The sequence below is a fragment of the Sporosarcina sp. Y838 genome, from assembly GCF_056786515.1.
Genome location: NZ_JBXCJD010000005.1, coordinates 246,240 through 264,871 on the forward strand (window position 1 = coordinate 246,240; position 18,632 = coordinate 264,871).

An 18,632-nucleotide genomic window follows, 5' to 3' on the forward strand; every position below is an offset into this window, starting at 1 on the left:
CTATTAACCTTTTTGTATGAATAAGCATAATAGTATTGGTCACAGTACTATTCAAAACACAATCGTCTGCGTATACTACATAAACGAGTTACAGGAGGAATTGAAGATGATAATTAGAGGACTTATACTGCTTGCCATAATGATGGGTGGAACTTACGCAATGGTCCAGTCCCTCCACGATTACGATGACAAGGAGTTTATAGTACTTCTCGACGCTATTCAAAACCCTTTCACTTCACTTATACTAACAAAAGCTTCCCCCCTCGGCTACAATATCGAATATACCAAGGATGAAGATAAAATTGAAAGTTTGCTTAATTTTCTCCAAGACTATAAAATCCGGAAATTGAAGCCGGAAGATATTAGACTTGAGGACAATATCGAAGAGTACAGCATTATGTTACAAGATGAAGACGGAAACGAAATTACGATTATCCTAAATGAGAATTTAATCATCCAAAACTCATTACTCTATTACGAAGTCGTTGACGGACCACTAGATGTTGACTGGTTAGTTCAGTTATTTATAAAATAGGTAATTTGCAAGGACAAGAAACCTGAAACTTTCTTGTCCTTTTTTTGTTGACTTGCTTATCGTTTTTAATACAATTGTATATTACTCGTTGAATGTTTCAGCTATCGTATATACTTGTTAATAGGCATTAAAAAAGGAGTGTATTTCCGTGATGGAATTTAAAAGTATCGATGATCAAGTCATTCAGAAATATCAGCAGGATGAACAGCTGATGATCAGGTTATTTGTGCAATGGTGTTCAAATAACGACTTAAATCCACATGTACTGTATGGCAAAGCTTATCCAGAGCAACAAGAAAACGAAACGATGAAAAAAATAATAGAAGAAGCAAAATTTGAAGAAGAAATAGACATTGACAATGAAACAATGCTCGATGTATTGCAGCTTTTCGGCAATGATGAACTTGCTTTTGTCGTAACCGATGAAATTCAAAGGCTTTCAAAGTAACGCTTTTATCTTTCTGAAGGTTAAGAAAAGATAGACTCAATCTTTTATTATTATCAATTCTCCTATATACTAATATTTAGTTCGACATCCGTAATAAAAAGGAGTGATTCGATTGGTTAAAAGTATGCCACTGCGTTCAGAAGTACAGCTAGAAGAAACGTGGAATTTACAGGATCTTTTCAAAACTGAAGAAGCATATAACAATGCAATAATCGAGCTAGAAAAGGACGTTGAAGTATACGTTGAACAATTCAAAGGAAATATTAAGGACGCCGCTTCTGTAAATGACGCACTCAAAGGCTTTGCAGCAATTTACGAACAAATTGTTCCTGTCGGTACGTATACAAGTTTATCGTTCAGTACGGATCAGACAGATGATGAAGCACAAATGCGTTCAAGTAAATTCGGTTCTACTGCGGCAAGAATGAACAGTAAACTTTCCTTCATTGACAGCGAACTTTCCCTCTTACCTGTCGATGTATTAGAAAATGCAATGAAACAATCTGATGTGTTCAAAAATTATTTGGAGAAATTAATCCGTAAAAAGAAGTACCAATTGCATCCTGAGGTTGAAAAAACATTGGCTGCGTATTCATCAACATTCAACGCTCCTTACGGCTTGTATAATACGACGAAAATGGTCGACATGTCGTTTGATGATTTTGAAGTCGATGGAAAAATGTATCCATTAAGCTATGTATCGTTCGAAGGTGACTGGGAATCGGAAGCAGACACGGACAAGCGCCGCGCTGCGTTTGACGCATTTTCTGCAAAATTAAAAGACTACCAGCATACAACAGCAAAAACGTACGATATGCATCTTCAAACAGAAAAAACAACATCCGATTTACGTGGATATGACACGATTTTTGACTACTTATTATTCAATCAAGAAGTTGATAAATCCATGTATGACCGTCAAATTGACTTGATCACGAACGAACTTGCACCTCATATGCGTAAATATGCAAACCTTCTAAAAAAAGTCCATGGACTTGATAAAATGACTTTTGCCGATCTGAAAGTTCCACTTGATCCGACTTATGAGCCGAAGATCACAATTCAGGAATCGAAGAAGTATATAGATGACGCTCTTGCAATCATGGGCGAAGACTATGTTAACATGGTGGATCGTTCGTATAATGAACGATGGATAGATTTTGCTCAGAACAAAGGTAAATCGACGGGTGCTTTTTGTTCGAGCCCCTACGGTAACCACCCATATATTCTCATTTCATGGACCGGTAGCATGGAAGACGTATTTGTACTTGCTCACGAACTTGGTCATGCAGGTCATTTCTATAATGCGAATCGTGAGCAGAATGTATTCAATGCACGTCCATCCATGTACTTCATCGAGGCCCCTTCAACGATGAATGAAATGCTTGTTGCAAACCATTTGTTAAAAAACTCGGATGATCTCAAATTCAAACGTTGGGTCATTTCATCCATCGTTGCACGCACGTATTATCACAATTTCGTGACACATTTGTTGGAAGCTGCATATCAGAGAAAAGTGTATGAACGCATCGATTCAGGTGGTAGTGTCAATGCGGGTGTCTTAAATAACTTTAAACGCGGAGTCCTTGAAGAGTTCTGGGGGGACACTGTAGAGATTAATGAAGGTGCCGAGCTAACATGGATGCGCCAGCCCCACTATTACATGGGCTTGTATCCATACACATATAGTGCTGGACTTACGATTTCCACACAAGTGTCTAAACGTATTTTGAAAGAAGGTCTACCTGCTGTCGATGAATGGCTGGATGTCCTCAAAGCGGGCGGTACAAAATCACCTGCTGAACTCTCAAAAATGGCAGGTGTGGATATTACAACAGAACAACCATTACGTGACACAATTGCTTACATCGGGGATTTGATTGATGAACTCATCGTTTTGACGCAAGATATCGAAGCAAATGAAAAGGCGAATGTCTCACAATAAATTCAAAAAAAGCTGACGAAACCGTAATGGTCTCGCCAGCTTTTTGCTATCTATTTTGAAATTCTTATTTCATCCATTCGGGTTTACCAAAACCTTCAAAATCCGAATCAATCACTTTTTCAAATTCTGCTGACTCTACGATTTCAATAATATCTTTAGCAAATTGTTTATCGGTATTTTCCGTTTTTACTGCAACAACATTTCTGTAAATATCGAGCATATCTTCCAGAACCAACGCATCCAATAAATTCATGCTTGCGGCAAGTGCGAAGTTTCCAGGAACGGCTGCTAAATCAGTGCCATCAAGGGAGCGTGGAAGCTGTCCCGCTTCGATAGGTTGAAATACTAAGTTCTTCTTGTTCATTGTGATATCCTTTTCGGATACTTTTAATACTTCTGCATTAGGATCGAATTCAATCAGACCCACGTCTTGTAACACTAATAGAGCACGAGCCCCATTGACAGGATCGTTTGGAATGGCAATTTTTGCGCCTTCCTCAATTTCTTCGATAGACTTGAATTTATTGGAGAATATCCCCATTGGAGCTGTTGGAACGATAATCAGTGGTGACAATTCCGCTTTAGTTTCTTTCACAACATTCTCCAAGTAAGTCGTGTTCTGGAACAAGTTTGCATCAATATCACCACTTGCTAAGGAGTTGTTCGGCTGAATATAATCGCTGAACTCGACTAGTTCCACTTTATATCCTTTTTCTTCAAGTCCGGGAATAATCGCCTTTTTTAACATATCGCTGTACGGTCCTGCAGTCGAACCAAGCTTCAAGGATTTATCATCAGATGCTTCTTCTTTACCACCACAAGCGGCAAGCACTGTTCCAAGTATAAGGACTACTACAACAAATAGAAACTTTTTCATAATTTTTTCTCTCCCTATCATCTTTTATCAACAACTTTTGAAATACGATCTCCTGCAAATTGAATTAGTTGTACAAAAATTATTAATATCACGACAGTGACAACCATAATCGTATTGTCGTAACGATAATAACCAAACCGGATTGCTAAATCGCCGATTCCTCCACCGCCGACAACGCCTGCCATCGCCGAATAGGCGACTAAACTAATGACTGTCATTGTCACACCTTGAATAATACTTGTTTTTGCTTCCGGCAGTAGCACATCTTTGATAATCATCCATGGCGTCGCACCTACCGCGATTGCAGCTTCAATGACACCTTTATCAATTTCACGTAGCGAAGTCTGCACGATTCTAGCAAAAAATGGAATCGCAGCAGCAGATAACGAAACGCTCGCTGCGCCAGGACCAATCGGAGTTCCTACTATTAAAATAGTCAACGGGATCAGCGCGACTAGTAAAATAATGAACGGAACAGAACGGACCATATTGACGATAAAACCGAGAACTGAATTCAATACCCTGTTCTCTAAAAACAGTCCTTTTTCCGTGGTGAACAATAGGATTCCTAATGGCAGTCCAATAACTAGCGCGATGACAAGAGAAATACCTATCATATAAAGCGTCTCACCAAATGCTTTCGTAATATCAGGCATAAGCTCCATAACATGTTGAATATCAATTCCCATATTCAATAACCTCCACTTGGGCAGCCCGCGATGACATATAGGCAATGGCCTTTTCTATTTCGTCATCTTCCCCTTTAAGTTCCATTAAAAAAGTACCTAGAGGCATTTCTTGAATATATTCAATCGAGCCATGAAGGAAATTACCTTGTACCCTAAATTGCTGGACCATATCTGAGATAATTCCCTCGCCCGCCACATCCCCTTTAAACATAACTTTAACGAGTTGTCCCGTACACCTACTCAATATTGCTGATGGAACATCAAACGATACGACACTACTGATAAACTCCTTGGTTAATGTTTCTTGAGGGTTTGAAAAGATATCATATACTTGTCCTTCTTCAATCACTTTGCCATTTTGCATAATCGCCATTCGATCGCAAATTTCCTTCACTACATTCATCTCATGCGTAATAAGAACAATTGTAATACGCAATTCCTTATTGATTTTTTTCAAAAGCCGTAAGATTGATAGCGTTGTATTCGGATCGAGTGCGGAAGTTGCTTCATCACAAAGCAAAACGGATGGGTTATTCGCGAGCGCACGAGCAATGCCCACTCTCTGCTTTTGGCCACCACTTAACTGTGCAGGATAGACGTCACGCTTATCAGAAAGGCCGACCATTTCAAGCAACTCTGTCACCCGTGTATTTATTTTATCGGGAGATGTTTTTGCAGCTCGTAATGCAAATGCAATATTTTCAAATACAGTCTTTTGGCTGATTAAATAAAAGTGCTGAAAAATCATTCCGATTTTCAAACGCGCCAGACGAAGTTTATTTCCTTTTAGATTCATCAGATTTAAACCGTCGACTAAAATCGTTCCACTCGTTGGTTTCTCCAATAAGTTGAGGCATCTGATAAGTGAGCTTTTCCCTGCGCCCGAGTAACCGACGATTCCGAAAATCTCTCCTGTGTTTATGTCTAACGACACATTATCAACGCCGGTAACAACTCTCTCTTTTGTTGTATATACTTTCGACACGTTTTGTATTTGTATCATATAAATCTCCTCTTTCTTTAAATGGAAGTATGAAATCTCTGGATGCCTGACCATATAAAAATGCTTCTTTCATAATAAGAAAGAAGCACCGAAAAAGGTTTCAGCTCATCTTTCAGAATGAAGTTCACTCTGTAGGAGTTAGCACCTTCCTTGCTTTACACAAGGGGTTGCTGGACGTCATCGGGCCTATCCCTCAGTCTCTCTTGATAAGTACCATTATATTATTGTTTTGATGATATACCATTAATAGTAGTCATTTCTAATTAATTTGTCAACCTATCATCATGCTATCCTTTTCGGAAGTATTGTCAATTAAGTTGCATTCCATGTATACTAACCTTAAAATAATAGTTTTTTACTATATAGAAAACGGGGTTATTAAATGGCACTATCAAATCGATTAAAAAACTTACCGCCGCACTTTTTCGCATCACTTGTACGAAATGTTGAAGAAGCTCTTTCGGAAGGTCGAGACGTTATTAACTTGGGGCGTGGTAACCCCGATCAACCTACTCCACCTCACATTGTAAAAGCACTTCAAGAAGCGGTTGAAGATCCAGCAACACACGGGTACTCCCCGTTCAGAGGAACGCCCGAATTAAAACAGGCGGTTGCCGACTTTTATAAGCGAGAATACGATGTTCAAATTGACCCGACAACAGAAGTCGCAATTCTATTTGGTACAAAACCCGGCTTGGTTGAGTTACCGCTTGCCATAATGAACGAAGGTGAATTACTTTTGCTTCCGGATCCTGGATATCCCGATTATTTATCAAGTGTAAGCTTGGCAAACATTAAATATGATTTAATGCCATTGGTAGCTGAGAATGATTTTTTACCTGATTATAATGCCTTAACGGAAGAACAAAAAAAACAAGCAAAATTAATGTATCTGAACTACCCGAACAATCCAACCAGCGCAACTGCCAATATACCTTTCTTCGAAGAAACGGTTGCATTGGCAAAAGCCAATGATATTGCCATCCTTCACGACTTCGCTTACGGTGGAATCGGTTTTGACGGCGTTAAGCCTGTCAGTTTCCTACAGGCGGAAGGCGCTAAAGACGTTGGCATTGAAACGTACACGTTGTCAAAGACCTATAACATGGCCGGTTGGCGGGTCGGCTTCGCTATCGGTAATGCTGATATCATAGAAGCAATCAACTTATTACAAGACCATCTATTCATTGATATTTTCCCGGCTGTTCAGCGCGCGGCTGCGGCTGCGTTAACAGGAAGCCAAGATTGTGTAGATGAACTCGTATCCCTCTACGAAGGTCGCAGAAATGTCCTAATTTCCGAATGTAGACGAATCGGTTGGGACGTCGTTGCCCCAACAGCTTCTTTCTTCGCTTGGTTGCCTGTTCCAATAGGATATACAAGTGAGTCTTTAACCAATTTACTATTGGATAAAGCGGACATTGCCGTTGCACCCGGGCACGCCTTCGGAAAACATGGCGAAGGTTATGTACGCGTAGGCTTATTAGTAGAAGAAGATCGTATAATTGAAGCGATTGCAAGGATTGAAAAACTCGGTCTATTTTCTTAATGATTATTGTGTCTGTTGAAATATAGAATCATTTTAACTTCGCTTGCGCTAAGGAATGGCTCTGGCTGCCCTTGAATGGAGCCTATGCACAGTTTATACACTGACTATTTCCACTCATCTAATTACCAAAGTAAGGGATCAAAACTTGTATAGTTTTGATCCCTTACTTTTATGTTAATTCATATTAAAATTTAATGTTATCCGGGTCTGGACCAACTCGATGATTCTTATTCAAACTATCGATGCGTGCCATATCTTCTGCTGTTAACTTGAAATCGAACACGGTAGCGTTTTCGGCGATGCGATGTTCTTTCGTCGATTTCGGAATTGTGATAACGCCATTTTGTAAGTCCCAGCGTAAAATGACTTGGGCTATGGATTTACCATATTTATCGGCAATTTCTTGAAGTTCCGTATTATCGAGCAACCCTCCCTGCATAAGCGGAGACCATGCTTCCAATTGAATATCATGTTGTCGGCAAAATGCATGCAGTTCTTTTTGTGTCAAACGTGGATGATATTCCACTTGGTTTAGCATCGGTTTAATTTCCGCATCTTTCATCAAATCTTCCAGGTGATGAATCTGGAAATTACTTACACCGATTGCTTTAACCCGACCTTCCTTATAAAGGGTTTCCATTGCGCGCCATGCTTCTTTATATTTACCAGCTACAGGCCAATGAATTAGGTATAAATCCAAATATTCTACACCTAGTTTAGTTAAGCTTTCTTCATAAGCTGCGATTGTCGTTTCGTACCCCAACTCTGAATTCCAGACTTTTGATGTGATGAATAGATCTTCTCTTGCAACTCCAGATTCCGCCATTGCTTGACGAACACCTTGTCCCACGCCAACTTCATTGCCATAAATCGCGGCTGTATCGATACTGCGATAGCCATGTGTAATTGCAGTTTTCACTGCATTCACCAGTTCTTGTCCCTCTTTAACTTTAAATACCCCAAGACCCAACCAAGGCATTTTCACGCCATTTTGCAATGTTGTTGTTGATTGTAAGTTGTTCATAATTCAATTCCCTCCAATGTTGTAATTACCACTATATTGCAATCATTTCTCGTCTAAAATTGCTCCCTTATTCAGGATGTGCCTAGTTTTTGCTGATCTTTCCTTTCCAGTGCTCCGCTGATTCCTGTTAATAGTGCGGCAATCAGTACCATTGTCCCTCCAATCCATGCTGTATGAATAAGCCCGATTGAATCTGTTACTACTCCGCCTGCGTAGGCACCTATTGCAATTCCCGCATTAAATGCAGCTATGTTCATTGCGGAGGCTATGTCTACTGCACCTGGCACAAAACGTTCGGCTAACATGACGACATACACTTGAAGTCCCGAAACGTTCATAAATGCAAACAAGCCCATGAAAATTATTGTGATAAGACCTGCGATCTTAAATGGTACCGTAAACGTCAAAACAATAAGCACAATTGCCTGGGCGATAAACATATAGAATAGCGAGCCGATCGGGTTTTTATTTGATAGTTTTCCGCCTATCATATTACCGATTGCAATCGCGATTCCATAAACAAGTAAAATCATCACGATTGTTCCTTGTTTAAATCCTGTTATCGTTTGAAGCATCGGTGATAAGTACGTGAATACGACAAATGTTCCTCCGTACCCAAGTGCTGTAATCGTCAAGACTAGCAATATCCGACTATTTGTCACGAGCTTGACTTGATTCCGAATAGATGTGGGTTTACTTTGACGTAAATCGGATGGTACAAGAATACTATTCGCAATTAACCCTATAATCCCTATAATTACGATTGCCACAAAGGCAAAGCGCCAACCAAATTGCTGTCCAATAAATGTACCGAATGGAACTCCTGTAATCGTAGCAACTGTGAGTCCTGTAAACATGATTGAAATTGCGCTTGCTCTGCGATTTTCGGGAACGACGTCAGCGGCAATCGTCGATCCAATCGACATAAATACACCGTGTGAAAATGCAGAAATGACACGGGCAAGCAGTAAGACCGAAACACTTGTTGCACTTGCCGCGATGCCGTTCCCTATAATAAAGACTACCATAATCCACAGCAGTAATGATTTCCGCGGCATTCTAGAAGTGAGTGACGTTAAAATTGGCGCACCAACCATTACGCCTAGTGCATAGAGCGAAACAGTCAGCCCAGCTGTTGTAACCGATATATCGAGATCTTGAGAAATCAGCGGCAATAGCCCCACACTGATAAACTCCGTTGTTCCAATTGCAAATGCACTGACAGCTAAGGCAAGCAGTGCAAACATACTTCTCTTTTTATCTAAAGTCATTCTTTTCCTTTCCTTTCTATTCCCACGTTATATGATTAAATCGACGAAGAGCTAAAATTTATATCGTGTAACCCACCGCTTATGTTAGTATGATTCACAAGGGTCATAAAGAAAAGTACGCACTTTAAAGTGCTGTAGGTACCAATTAGTGATATAGGTACTTTTAGGTTCCTATAGAGGAGGATTATAATGACAAAAAAGAAGTATAATATATCTGTCGAAGCGACATTAGAAGTGATTGGCGGAAAGTGGAAATGTGTGATCCTCTGCCATTTAACTCATGGTAAAAAACGAACCAATGAATTGAAACGACTCATGCCTGATATTACGCAAAAAATGTTAACGCAACAATTGCGTGAACTGGAAGCGGATGGCGTTATTAACCGGATTGCCTACAACCAGGTTCCCCCGAAAGTGGAGTATGAGCTAAGTGAATATGGTTTAAGTTTAGGGAGCATTTTGGATGCGCTATGTGCATGGGGAGATGTTCATATCACGATGGTATATGGAGATAAATTTTCTGTCCTAGGCGATAGCGTTTTGAACGATAAGCTGAGATAACTAACTGCATAAAAAAGAGATTCCATTCACACGGAATCTCTTTTTCCACTTTGCGGGGAGGTTATTTTCAACTGCATTATTTTCATTGTCATAACATCTCTGCCCTCTTTGTGGTGCGTTAAAAATCACCCTTTATGATTTTTTCAAGCTCACCATAATCCTGATTATAGCGAATCTCTTCTATTTTACCTTCCTCGGGTAATACTGCAAGGCCCGTTATCTCGGCTTTCTTTTTGTTGCCGCCCTCTTTTTTATACTTTACATGAACCGTAAAGCCGTAATCACTGGGCCGATCCTCGCTTTGTTCCACGTCAATCTTGTCGACAGTAATTTGATAGCCTGAGTTATCAGCTGCAACTTGATAATTCAAAGGGTAAATTAGAATGTGTCTGTCATATCCTAATTCGGTGAAATGCGGTCCGTATATCTTCTCCAGATAGTTGGTGAACTCTGTATCATCCGGCGGTGTATCCGGATTGTTGCGTTGTTGTTTTATCAAATCGTTAAAAATTCTAGTAAATTCCTTGTCGGGAGCAGTAAATTCATGTTCAAGTACAGTTTGAATGGCAACCTTATTTTTGTCTTCTGGTTCCGTTACCGAACATGCTGCAATCAGCAATGAAAAAAGTGCGAGGGAAAGCAATAATCCGATATCTCGATGTTTGTTTCCCCTTTGAGTGGTAGATGGATCCTTCCTAAAGAATTTACGATACATAAAGTCAACTCCCCGTATAATGTATGGTCAATTTATTTCACAAAGATAGTATCTACTCTTTATTAGCCACAGCTTCAAACGTTATTGCCTGTTTTGGGTTCACCGGATACTCCCCAAAATTATAGTCCGAAGAAATTGTAATATTTTCAAACCCTATGTCTTCTAAGATTAGCTTGAATTCTTCTATTCCATACCAACGTAAAGGGAATCGTTCAAGTTCGGTTTGTAAAAGCGTACCGTTACGCCATTTCTCATATCGCCCATGCGCTATTGAGTACTGATGGATATAGTCAATTTCAACAGTTTTATTTTCCAATGTGATACTATCACCGTTTGCACATTCCCAAGTTCTAGTCGAGACTTTGCCTATCGTGACATCGGACTGCATAAATAAATCAACAATTAACCTTCCACCATCTATAAGATGATGGAAAAAGTTTTTCAACGCTTCAATAGACTCCTCTCTCTTATGCAGTAACAAAAATGTACCCGCAGGGATAATTATGGCATCATATTTCTGACTTAATGAAAATGACTCCATATCTCCTTCGAAAAGGTTAGGAGTTAAACCCCCTTTTTTCGCAGTTGGTACGACAGATAGTTAACATATCAGCCGAACTGTCAAATCCATCAACCTTAAATCCTTTTTCCATAAGTGGTATCAAGATTCGACCTGTACCGCTGGCGGGTTCGAGAATACGCCCTGTGCAAGAATCTAATCTATTTAAATAATATTCCACATCCCCGAATGAATGCCCTACAGGTTTGTCTAAATCATAGACTTCAGAGGATAACTTACTATAATAACTTAACAATTTACTTCTCCTTTCAACTTCCACACTTATTTACCATCAAATACAATTATTTTTAAATACTCCAACTATTAAAATGTATAGATGACGGTATATTGAAGAACCAATCGCCTATAGCACATTAAAATGGTGATTTTTATTTTAACTTAATAAGATACTTTCGTACGGCAGTGCTAAATTTCACATTTATTCCCCTACAAAACCAAGCTGTACAGAATTTGCAATTTGTTGATAACCAATTTCCTGGTAGATTTTGTTCGATGTCTGATTCAATAAATCTGTATAAAGAACGCAGAACTTATATTCTTTAAGAAGTTCTTGTGTTCCAGTAGCAACCATCGTCCGGGCATAGCCTTTTTTCCTCTCTTCCCGAGGTGTAAATACGAGAGACACTGTAACGCCATGATTTGTCGGGCGCGCTTTTTTCATCATTGATACGACTTTCCCGCCATCCTCCCACAAAAATACTTCCTGTTCTTCTACAAATGATGCAACTCGTTTTTTTACATCTGCTTCAGCTGAAGATGGTAATTCTGCATCTTCTTCAAACAAGTTGTACCACTTTTCAATTAGCGGACAGTCATCTTTATCTGCAAAACGCCAGGAACCCGGGCTGTGCGTTAATGACTCATTTACGTTATCCAGTCGGTATATTCCTTGATCCATCAACAACTTATGAGTCATACCTATTTTCGCTTCCCATTTCTTTGCAAAAAAGTATGCCCATGGTTTCAAACTAATGATAGAACTAATTTCGATTCCAAGTTCCATTAATTCTCTAATTAACAAATCCATACATTCTTCCAACCTGTCTTCATCGGTAAAAACAAGGTTTAAAGGATGTGGAGGTGTCATTTGAAATAGTGCTAGCACTTCCCCATCCTCTTCAATTATTGCCATGAAGGGGTTTTCATACCTTCCTGCTTTGATAGCATGCAACACCCCTAGAAAAAGACTGTAGACATCTTCCCCTTTAAATAAAGTCGGTTCCGCTTTTAATCCGAATTCATTCACGTCTGCAAATTGCTTCAATTCCATTCCCACCAACTCCATTCACAGTAATTAGTTTCTTCGAAATCTTATGCCAATTTTACCATAAACGACCAGTACACTGTAGCGTAGTTTGAAATCCATTGATTAGAGGAAAGCTTTAAAGATTGAGTCTGACCAGTAAAGGGAGATGAAAACCATATCTGACTTTTGTCCAAAAGCATTGACGGAGGAGCCAACCCCTAATCAGCTTGTAGATTGTAAGTTATGCGGTTTATATGAACACGGAACACGGATGGTCTGGGGTGAAGGTAATCCGAATGCGCCCATTATGATTATTCTCGATAATCCCGGAGCACGTGAGGACCGTGAAGGTGAGGAATTTCTTTGCGGGACGCGGCAAACTCTACAAGAAGTTGCCAGCGAGGCAGGCTTAAAATTAGATGATTTGTATGTCACTTTTATCTTGAAAAGAAAACCCGTGCGCGCCTATGAAAAAGAGGTAACCCGTCAAATCTGTATGCAACATTTAGATCAACAGCTTACAGAAAAGAAACCCAGTCTAATTCTTTGCTTGGGAAATGTGGCGGTCCAATCTTTTTTTCAAAATACCGAAGCTGATGTGAAGTCATTACGGGGTAGTTGGCATGATGTACGAGGATTTCAGACGGCCGTCGCTTACCATCCACTTGCTGTTAGACGTCGACCTAACTTACGTTCATTATTTTTACAGGACTTGAAGTTCGTTGCAGAACGGTATGGTGATTTGAATCGGTGACAGGCACGTTTTCAAATTAGAAACTGTTCAGGCTACTCATTATTAATACAAAAAAGACATGCACCGGTTAAGATGCATGTCCTTTTCTATGTATGATGAGTACTTCTCATTCATATTCACCAAAGCATCGGTTTTTGAACCATGAGCCAAAGCATAATCAGCATAAGACCAATATATATCCAAGAAGTTGTATTCAAACGATTAAGTATTTTATTTTTATCAGTATCCGGATTTTTAAATTTCCGTAAGACAATTGTAAATCCTTTGGCCAGAAAAACTCCAGATAAAAGCATTACTGCAAGCGTCAAAATTACCCATGATGTATACCATGGCCAAGGTCCAAATATTAATAAGAGGGCACCAGTGTAGACGAGAGAATGTCCTGCATGCATGACGATACGGATGATGACGTTGATAACGGATAAATAAGTTTCCTCTATTACAGTTTCAACGTCACGCAATCGCTTAATAATCGGCATTAATATAAATAATGGACCTATGGCGAGGACAGCACTGATAACGTGCAGAAAGACAATCGCACCATAGATTCCCGAATTCATTCAGAACGTCATTTCGCCACGGGGCTATATTCATGCACCCATACGCTCATCGTTGGGATCCATGGCATTTTATCATGCATCGCAAGAATGGATTGTTTATATTCCTCCATCGATGTGTAGCCTTCTTGCTTTGCATTTTCGTCCGTCATTTCACCAAGCGTCTGTGAATATATTGCATCTACTTTGAACTCTTTACCTTCGAGTACCATTATTTCACCAAGATCTGCATAAACACCATTACGACGTGTAGCCGTTTTTTCGCCATTTATCACTTTCTCAACATCTTTTGGAATCGTAACAAGCCTCTCAATCGAACATGTTTTTTCAGGAAGTCTAACATTTGATTGTTCACTCATGTAAATCGCCTCATTTCATAAAATAACAACTCCCTCTATCATAACTATTCCAAACGAAATTAGCGAGACTTCTGGTCACCAATACTAAAATAAAGACAAAATAGGCTCAGTATCCAGGTAACCAGATACTGAGCCTTCACTTATCAGTAATTAAATCTGTTTCAACAAATTCGCCATCTCAATTGCAGAATTCCCTGAATCCCATCCTTTATTTCCAGCTTTCGTTCCTGCCCGTTCAATTGCTTGTTCAATTGTATCCGTCGTCAAGACACCGAAGATGACTGGGATGCCTTCCTGCAGATTGATGGCTGCGACTCCTTTAGCAACTTCATTACAAACAAAGTCGAAATGCGGTGTTGATCCGCGTATGACTGTGCCAAGTGTGATAACAGCATCGTACTTGCCGGAAGCAGCCATTTTCTTCGCGATTAGCGGGATTTCATAAGCACCCGGTACCCACGCAACAGCAATATCACTTTCATCCACTCCGTGACGATGCAATGCATCTTCCGCTCCGCTCAATAATTTACCAGTGATGAAATCATTGAATCTAGCAACGACGATACCGATTTTAAGCCCTGTTCCAATTAAATGTCCTTCATAAATTGTTCCCATTATTATTTCCCCCTCAACTATTTAGTATATGGCCCATTTTACTTTTCTTTGTGTCCATATACGCTTTATTTGATTCTTTTACTGGCATTTCGATTTGAATACGCTCCGTTACTTCCAAGCCATGTCCACCCAGACCGGCGATTTTACGCGGGTTGTTCGTCAAAAGATGAATGGTTGTTAAACCGAGTTCCCTTAGGATTTGTGCGCCGATTCCGTAATCTCGGAGGTCATCCGGGAATCCTAATTTTTCATTAGCCTCAACCGTGTCGTATCCTTCTTCTTGTAGCTTGTATGCTTTCATTTTATTGACAAGACTGATGCCCCGCCCTTCCTGACGCATATACAGCAGGACGCCTCTTCCGGTTTTTTCAATCTGCGTGAGTGCTGCCTGAAGTTGAGGGCCGCAATCACATCGGCATGAGCCAAAGACATCGCCTGTCAAACATTCCGAATGAACGCGGACTAGTACATTTTCAGCATTTTCAATATCACCCTTTATCAAAGCAATATGTTCATGCCCGGTTTCTGTTTCTTTAAAAGCGACTGCTTTGAAATCACCATAATCCGTCGGCAAATCAATATCCACGATACGCTCGACAAGTTTTTCAGTTTTTCGGCGATAAGCAATCAGTTCCTGAATCGTTAAAATTACAAGGTCATATTTATCCGCGATTTCTTTTAGCTGTGGTCCTCTAGCCATCGTTCCATCGACATTCATAATTTCAACTATCACGCCCACCGGCTCTGACCCAGCAAGCTTCGCAAGGTCGACCGCAGCTTCTGTATGACCTGACCTTTTTAAGACACCGCCAGCCTTGGCAATCAATGGGAAAATATGACCGGGTCTTGTGAAATCAGTCGGTCTGGCTTCACTCCCCAGCATCTTCAACACGGTTTCTGATCGTTCAAATGCAGAAATACCAGTGTGACACTGCGCGTGATCGATGCTTATCGTGAAAGCTGTTCCGTTTACATCGGTATTATTATTTGTCATAAGTCCAAGATCAAGCTGTTGGGATTTCTCTTCATCTATCGGCACGCAAATCAATCCACGACCTTCAGTCGCCATGAAATTAATCATTTCCGGCGTTGCAAATTCACCAAGCGCAACAAAGTCCCCTTCATTTTCGCGATCCTCGTCGTCAACAACAATTATCGCTTTTCCTTTTTTCAGATCTTCGATTGCTTTTTCTACGGTAGTGTACATCTTTTTTCCTCCTTAACTGAGGAATCCGCTTGCGACAAGTGTATCCATTGTTAAACCGCCAGTTGATTTCTCTTTGTTAGTAGTAGTCATAAGCCGTTCAATATATTTTGCAAGCATGTCGCATTCTACGTTCACTTTATCCCCTGGTCTTTTCCGACCGATGATTGAGTCATCTTGTGTAACCGGAATTAGTGAGATGATAAAACTTTCTTCTGTCACACCAAAGACAGTAAGCGAAGTCCCATCCACTGTTACTGAACCTTTCGGGATGAAATACTTCAACAATTGAGGCTCGACACTGATTTCAACATAAATGGCATTTTCTTTTTGTCTCACTGACACGACTTCTCCGGTGCCATCAACATGTCCGCTGACGATATGACCACCGAATCGACCATCTGCCGCCATTGCACGCTCAAGATTGACGGGACTTCCCGTTCGCAATGCATGAAGCGTTGTCGCCTTGACTGTTTCAGGCATGACGTCGGCAGAAAAATGATTACTTGAGAAGTCCGATACCGTCAAACAGACACCGTTCACTGACAAACTGTCGCCTTTTTTAACATCGCTCAGCACTTTAGCGCAACGAATTGATAGTTGCATTGAATTCGATCCTGGTCTGACCGCTGAAACTGTTCCTATTTCTTCGATAATTCCAGTAAACAATTATAGTCAATCCTCCTTCAGGAACTTGGCACGCAATCGAATATCGTCCCCGATTTGTTGCACATTAAAAAAACGGAGTGATTCTCATCCGCCATCCTGTTCTGCGTGTCGTCCACATAGATAGATGCCTATTGCCAGTCAATCTCAGTGATTTACAAATACAGTTCATCCGCCAAGCCTTCAGTGATGAAACTGCAAAGGAAACGGCTGTCGCCTTCGACTAACATCTTCATGCTTCTAATCTTTACAAGACGATTTAAAATTACATTCAAAAAAGGTACATTTTCTGAGATCCTTTCAATTAAAACGAGAGGATATTCGAAAAAGCAGGTTCCAACTCTGGTGTATCGAGTGTAAAAAAATTGTTTCTGTAGCGCAGTCAGTTATGACATTAGCTGTTTTGGGCGTCCTGAGATGCCTTTCTAAAATAGTTCGAATTGGATTCTTTCCACCATGGGGCAAACGGGTGGTGAGGAAAGGGTTATTGTGAAGTACGGTTTGTACGCCAACCAAAATAGCATCATGGATATTGCGGAGGTGATGGATAATAAGTAATCCATTTGCTGTCCCCATTCTGCGCTGAAAGTCTACCGTCAAGAGTTGCGGCGGCTTTCAAGGTGTCGTATGGTGTCCCGTATTTACTGAAATACAAAAATGCTTGGTTTGACTGCTCTGCCTCTTGTTGTAAAATGCCGGAGATGACTTCGATTCCCGCTACTTTAAGAAGCCCGACTCCTGTTCCTTTTACGGAAGGATTCGGATGGAAAGACGCAACAAAGAAACGTTGAATTCCTGACGATCTAAGTAGATCTGTACACGAAAGTGTTTTCCCTCTATGGAAAAACTGTTCTAGTGCCAAATATAGATCTGCACCAACAGAATTCAAACCTGTCATCGTCAGTGCCTGCACTTCTGTATGAGGTGTTCTAGCTCGCAAATGTGCACCGGTCCCTAATATCAGACCGTCTTTCGCGCAAACAGCACCGACGAGTAGATTCGGCGAGGCTTGTCCCTGTGCAGTCCGCACCAGTTCAAGAGCAACTCTCATATAATGTTGAGGTTCCATTTGCATTCCCCCTTTCACTATTTGAAAGGGCAGAGCTTGCAAGCATAGTACGTATAGCCAAAACACTTCTCCCATCCAGACTGTAACTGTCGGTGCCGGAATTTCACCAGCTCCACCGCCTTCCAAACGAAGAAGGACGGGTCACGGACTTACGAGCTATGCTCGATCACCGTCGGTAAGGAATTTCACCTTGCCCCGAAGAGTTTGTTTATACGTACCGATTTAAATTTACCATACTTTTATAAAAAAAACAAAAAAACTCAGTTCGTTTCGAAACGGAACTGAGTCTCAGTCATCATTGTCCTTATTCTTTTAAGTCTCCAATCGAATCGATATCAATGTATTACGGAACAACTAGACCAAATTTTGACACCTTCCATACTTACGCCAAGTTCTTCAAATTTACCAACGGATTTCCAGGATATGCGTTGAACGTTAATGCTATCCAAGCTTCGAGCGGTGCCTCTGGACCAAAGTCAGCACCCCCTGTTGTGAATGGAGATTTTATTTTACCACTTTCGCTTTCAATTCAATTTCAACATTTCCTTTTATCGCCCGGCTAATCATACAGGATGTTTCTGCCTTTTCCGCAAGTTTATAAGCAAGTGCTACATCCTCTTCAGTCGCATCCAGTTTCAAAACGATTTGGGGTTTATGTATAATTTTTTTGTATGTAATGACACCGTTTGTTACATCGACAATCCCTACAGACTCCATTGTCAACGCTTCCTTTTCAAGCTTACTGCGTTCCATCATCGCAGCGAGCGTAATAATATAGCATGTGGCGGCTGCTCCTAATAACATTTCATCAGGGTTTGTACCTACTCCTGGCCCATCCATTTCAGGAGGTATTGACACTGTTGTCTTCAAATTCCCAGCATCAATCGTTCCGATATCATTTCGTAAACCTGGCCAATCCGCTTTCAAATAAAAGTGATGTTCTGCCATCGTGTATGCCCCCCTTA

The 18,632-nt window shown here is 40.5% G+C and carries 21 protein-coding genes, 1 pseudogene and 2 riboswitches; of the genes and pseudogenes, 6 read left to right on the plus strand and 16 right to left on the minus strand.

Annotation, left to right across the window (positions count from 1 at the left end):
* Positions 1–106 precede the first annotated feature (106 nt).
* The 3 genes from AC1TO4_RS09470 to pepF all read left to right on the plus strand — a co-directional run bounded on the left by AC1TO4_RS09470 (position 107) and on the right by pepF (position 2,928).
* Positions 107–535, plus strand: a complete 429-nt coding sequence (locus tag AC1TO4_RS09470; RefSeq protein WP_482105109.1) for a hypothetical protein — start codon at positions 107–109, stop codon at positions 533–535.
* 151 nt (positions 536–686) lie between these two features.
* Complete coding sequence (locus AC1TO4_RS09475) at positions 687–983, plus strand: hypothetical protein (protein WP_482105170.1); 297 nt, start codon at positions 687–689, stop codon at positions 981–983.
* A 124-nt stretch (positions 984–1,107) separates the two neighbouring features.
* Positions 1,108–2,928 (plus strand): oligoendopeptidase F, encoded by a 1,821-nt coding sequence (gene pepF / locus AC1TO4_RS09480; RefSeq protein ID WP_482105171.1) that lies wholly within the window; start codon positions 1,108–1,110, stop codon positions 2,926–2,928.
* Positions 2,929–2,992: 64 nt separating this feature from the next.
* Here pepF and AC1TO4_RS09485 read toward each other — a convergent pair whose 3' ends face one another.
* From AC1TO4_RS09485 to AC1TO4_RS09495, 3 genes are read right to left on the minus strand one after another with little or no spacing between them, the layout of a single operon-like run.
* Positions 2,993–3,805, minus strand: a complete 813-nt coding sequence (locus AC1TO4_RS09485) for a MetQ/NlpA family ABC transporter substrate-binding protein (protein WP_482105110.1) — start codon at positions 3,803–3,805, stop codon at positions 2,993–2,995.
* 17 nt (positions 3,806–3,822) lie between these two features.
* Positions 3,823–4,494 (minus strand): methionine ABC transporter permease, encoded by a 672-nt coding sequence (locus tag AC1TO4_RS09490; protein ID WP_482099893.1) that lies wholly within the window; start codon positions 4,492–4,494, stop codon positions 3,823–3,825.
* On the minus strand, positions 4,484–5,497 hold the full coding sequence (locus tag AC1TO4_RS09495) for a methionine ABC transporter ATP-binding protein (protein ID WP_482099894.1): 1,014 nt from the start codon (positions 5,495–5,497) through the stop codon (positions 4,484–4,486). Before AC1TO4_RS09495 ends, AC1TO4_RS09490 begins: the two co-directional genes overlap by 11 nt.
* A 102-nt stretch (positions 5,498–5,599) precedes the next feature.
* Positions 5,600–5,710: riboswitch (SAM riboswitch) on the minus strand.
* Between the two features lie 169 nt (positions 5,711–5,879).
* On the opposite strand from AC1TO4_RS09495, the gene AC1TO4_RS09500 reads away from it, so the two are divergent.
* Positions 5,880–7,046 (plus strand): aminotransferase class I/II-fold pyridoxal phosphate-dependent enzyme, encoded by a 1,167-nt coding sequence (locus tag AC1TO4_RS09500; RefSeq protein ID WP_482105111.1) that lies wholly within the window; start codon positions 5,880–5,882, stop codon positions 7,044–7,046.
* A 184-nt stretch (positions 7,047–7,230) separates the two neighbouring features.
* Here AC1TO4_RS09500 and AC1TO4_RS09505 read toward each other — a convergent pair whose 3' ends face one another.
* Together AC1TO4_RS09505 and AC1TO4_RS09510 are read right to left on the minus strand one after the other, a co-directional pair.
* Entirely contained in the window at positions 7,231–8,073 is an 843-nt protein-coding gene (locus AC1TO4_RS09505; protein WP_482105172.1) for an aldo/keto reductase, read from the minus strand.
* A gap of 68 nt (positions 8,074–8,141) precedes the next feature.
* A complete protein-coding gene (locus AC1TO4_RS09510; protein WP_482105112.1) occupies positions 8,142–9,341 on the minus strand; it encodes an MFS transporter in 1,200 nt (399 codons plus the stop codon).
* A gap of 189 nt (positions 9,342–9,530) precedes the next feature.
* Between AC1TO4_RS09510 and AC1TO4_RS09515 the strand changes: the two genes are divergently transcribed.
* On the plus strand, positions 9,531–9,902 hold the full coding sequence (locus AC1TO4_RS09515; RefSeq protein WP_482105113.1) for a winged helix-turn-helix transcriptional regulator: 372 nt from the start codon (positions 9,531–9,533) through the stop codon (positions 9,900–9,902).
* 118 nt (positions 9,903–10,020) lie between these two features.
* On the opposite strand, the gene AC1TO4_RS09520 is transcribed toward AC1TO4_RS09515, so the two are convergent.
* From AC1TO4_RS09520 to AC1TO4_RS09530, 3 genes and pseudogenes are all read right to left on the minus strand, one after another.
* Positions 10,021–10,617 (minus strand): hypothetical protein, encoded by a 597-nt coding sequence (locus AC1TO4_RS09520; RefSeq protein ID WP_482105114.1) that lies wholly within the window; start codon positions 10,615–10,617, stop codon positions 10,021–10,023.
* A 52-nt stretch (positions 10,618–10,669) separates the two neighbouring features.
* Positions 10,670–11,432 (minus strand): annotated as a pseudogene (locus tag AC1TO4_RS09525) (class I SAM-dependent methyltransferase).
* A 183-nt stretch (positions 11,433–11,615) separates the two neighbouring features.
* Entirely contained in the window at positions 11,616–12,467 is an 852-nt protein-coding gene (locus AC1TO4_RS09530; protein ID WP_482105115.1) for a GNAT family N-acetyltransferase, read from the minus strand.
* A gap of 142 nt (positions 12,468–12,609) precedes the next feature.
* Between AC1TO4_RS09530 and AC1TO4_RS09535 the strand changes: the two genes are divergently transcribed.
* Positions 12,610–13,197, plus strand: a complete 588-nt coding sequence (locus AC1TO4_RS09535; RefSeq protein WP_482105116.1) for a uracil-DNA glycosylase — start codon at positions 12,610–12,612, stop codon at positions 13,195–13,197.
* A 116-nt stretch (positions 13,198–13,313) separates the two neighbouring features.
* On the opposite strand, the gene AC1TO4_RS09540 is transcribed toward AC1TO4_RS09535, so the two are convergent.
* The 8 genes from AC1TO4_RS09540 to AC1TO4_RS09575 form a co-directional block, all read right to left on the minus strand.
* Positions 13,314–13,757 (minus strand): hypothetical protein, encoded by a 444-nt coding sequence (locus tag AC1TO4_RS09540; RefSeq protein ID WP_482105117.1) that lies wholly within the window; start codon positions 13,755–13,757, stop codon positions 13,314–13,316.
* An 8-nt stretch (positions 13,758–13,765) separates the two neighbouring features.
* On the minus strand, positions 13,766–14,113 hold the full coding sequence (locus AC1TO4_RS09545) for an ASCH domain-containing protein (protein ID WP_482099902.1): 348 nt from the start codon (positions 14,111–14,113) through the stop codon (positions 13,766–13,768).
* Positions 14,114–14,263: 150 nt separating this feature from the next.
* The gene (ribH, locus tag AC1TO4_RS09550) at positions 14,264–14,728 is read right to left on the minus strand and encodes a 6,7-dimethyl-8-ribityllumazine synthase (protein WP_482099903.1); all 465 of its coding nucleotides are present in this window, start codon (positions 14,726–14,728) and stop codon (positions 14,264–14,266) included.
* A gap of 13 nt (positions 14,729–14,741) precedes the next feature.
* A complete protein-coding gene (locus tag AC1TO4_RS09555) occupies positions 14,742–15,935 on the minus strand; it encodes a bifunctional 3,4-dihydroxy-2-butanone-4-phosphate synthase/GTP cyclohydrolase II (RefSeq protein ID WP_482105118.1) in 1,194 nt (397 codons plus the stop codon).
* Positions 15,936–15,947: 12 nt separating this feature from the next.
* Positions 15,948–16,601 carry a riboflavin synthase gene (gene ribE / locus AC1TO4_RS09560; protein ID WP_482099905.1) on the minus strand — a complete coding sequence of 218 codons (654 nt, stop codon included), beginning with the start codon at positions 16,599–16,601 and terminating at the stop codon, positions 15,948–15,950.
* Positions 16,602–16,898: 297 nt separating this feature from the next.
* Positions 16,899–17,174: a RibD family protein gene (locus AC1TO4_RS09565; RefSeq protein WP_482105119.1), complete on the minus strand. Its 276-nt coding sequence runs from the start codon at positions 17,172–17,174 to the stop codon at positions 16,899–16,901.
* Positions 17,122–17,667: a bifunctional diaminohydroxyphosphoribosylaminopyrimidine deaminase/5-amino-6-(5-phosphoribosylamino)uracil reductase RibD gene (gene ribD, locus AC1TO4_RS09570; RefSeq protein ID WP_482105120.1), complete on the minus strand. Its 546-nt coding sequence runs from the start codon at positions 17,665–17,667 to the stop codon at positions 17,122–17,124. Before ribD ends, AC1TO4_RS09565 begins: the two co-directional genes overlap by 53 nt.
* Positions 17,668–17,726: 59 nt before the next feature.
* Positions 17,727–17,874: riboswitch (FMN riboswitch) on the minus strand.
* A gap of 297 nt (positions 17,875–18,171) precedes the next feature.
* Positions 18,172–18,615, minus strand: a complete 444-nt coding sequence (locus AC1TO4_RS09575; RefSeq protein WP_482105121.1) for an OsmC family protein — start codon at positions 18,613–18,615, stop codon at positions 18,172–18,174.
* Positions 18,616–18,632: the final 17 nt, after the last annotated feature.

Bases quoted from the DNA above. Each gene is read 5' to 3' on its own strand.
- AC1TO4_RS09555 (WP_482105118.1), bottom strand. From the start codon at position 15,935: ATGTACACTACCGTAGAAAAAGCAATCGAAGATCTGAAAAAAGGAAAA.
- pepF (WP_482105171.1), top strand. From the start codon at position 1,108: ATGCCACTGCGTTCAGAAGTACAGCTAGAAGAAACGTGGAATTTACAG.
- AC1TO4_RS09545 (WP_482099902.1), bottom strand. From the start codon at position 14,113: ATGAGTGAACAATCAAATGTTAGACTTCCTGAAAAAACATGTTCGATT.
- AC1TO4_RS09535 (WP_482105116.1), top strand. From the start codon at position 12,610: ATGAAAACCATATCTGACTTTTGTCCAAAAGCATTGACGGAGGAGCCA.
- AC1TO4_RS09495 (WP_482099894.1), bottom strand. From the start codon at position 5,497: ATGATACAAATACAAAACGTGTCGAAAGTATATACAACAAAAGAGAGA.
- AC1TO4_RS09485 (WP_482105110.1), bottom strand. From the start codon at position 3,805: ATGAAAAAGTTTCTATTTGTTGTAGTAGTCCTTATACTTGGAACAGTG.
- ribH (WP_482099903.1), bottom strand. From the start codon at position 14,728: ATGGGAACAATTTATGAAGGACATTTAATTGGAACAGGGCTTAAAATC.
- AC1TO4_RS09510 (WP_482105112.1), bottom strand. From the start codon at position 9,341: ATGACTTTAGATAAAAAGAGAAGTATGTTTGCACTGCTTGCCTTAGCT.
- AC1TO4_RS09520 (WP_482105114.1), bottom strand. From the start codon at position 10,617: ATGTATCGTAAATTCTTTAGGAAGGATCCATCTACCACTCAAAGGGGA.
- AC1TO4_RS09515 (WP_482105113.1), top strand. From the start codon at position 9,531: ATGACAAAAAAGAAGTATAATATATCTGTCGAAGCGACATTAGAAGTG.
- ribD (WP_482105120.1), bottom strand. From the start codon at position 17,667: ATGGAACCTCAACATTATATGAGAGTTGCTCTTGAACTGGTGCGGACT.
- AC1TO4_RS09500 (WP_482105111.1), top strand. From the start codon at position 5,880: ATGGCACTATCAAATCGATTAAAAAACTTACCGCCGCACTTTTTCGCA.
- AC1TO4_RS09540 (WP_482105117.1), bottom strand. From the start codon at position 13,757: ATGAATTCGGGAATCTATGGTGCGATTGTCTTTCTGCACGTTATCAGT.
- AC1TO4_RS09475 (WP_482105170.1), top strand. From the start codon at position 687: ATGGAATTTAAAAGTATCGATGATCAAGTCATTCAGAAATATCAGCAG.
- AC1TO4_RS09575 (WP_482105121.1), bottom strand. From the start codon at position 18,615: ATGGCAGAACATCACTTTTATTTGAAAGCGGATTGGCCAGGTTTACGA.
- AC1TO4_RS09470 (WP_482105109.1), top strand. From the start codon at position 107: ATGATAATTAGAGGACTTATACTGCTTGCCATAATGATGGGTGGAACT.
- AC1TO4_RS09490 (WP_482099893.1), bottom strand. From the start codon at position 4,494: ATGGGAATTGATATTCAACATGTTATGGAGCTTATGCCTGATATTACG.
- AC1TO4_RS09565 (WP_482105119.1), bottom strand. From the start codon at position 17,174: ATGGGGACAGCAAATGGATTACTTATTATCCATCACCTCCGCAATATC.
- AC1TO4_RS09530 (WP_482105115.1), bottom strand. From the start codon at position 12,467: ATGGAATTGAAGCAATTTGCAGACGTGAATGAATTCGGATTAAAAGCG.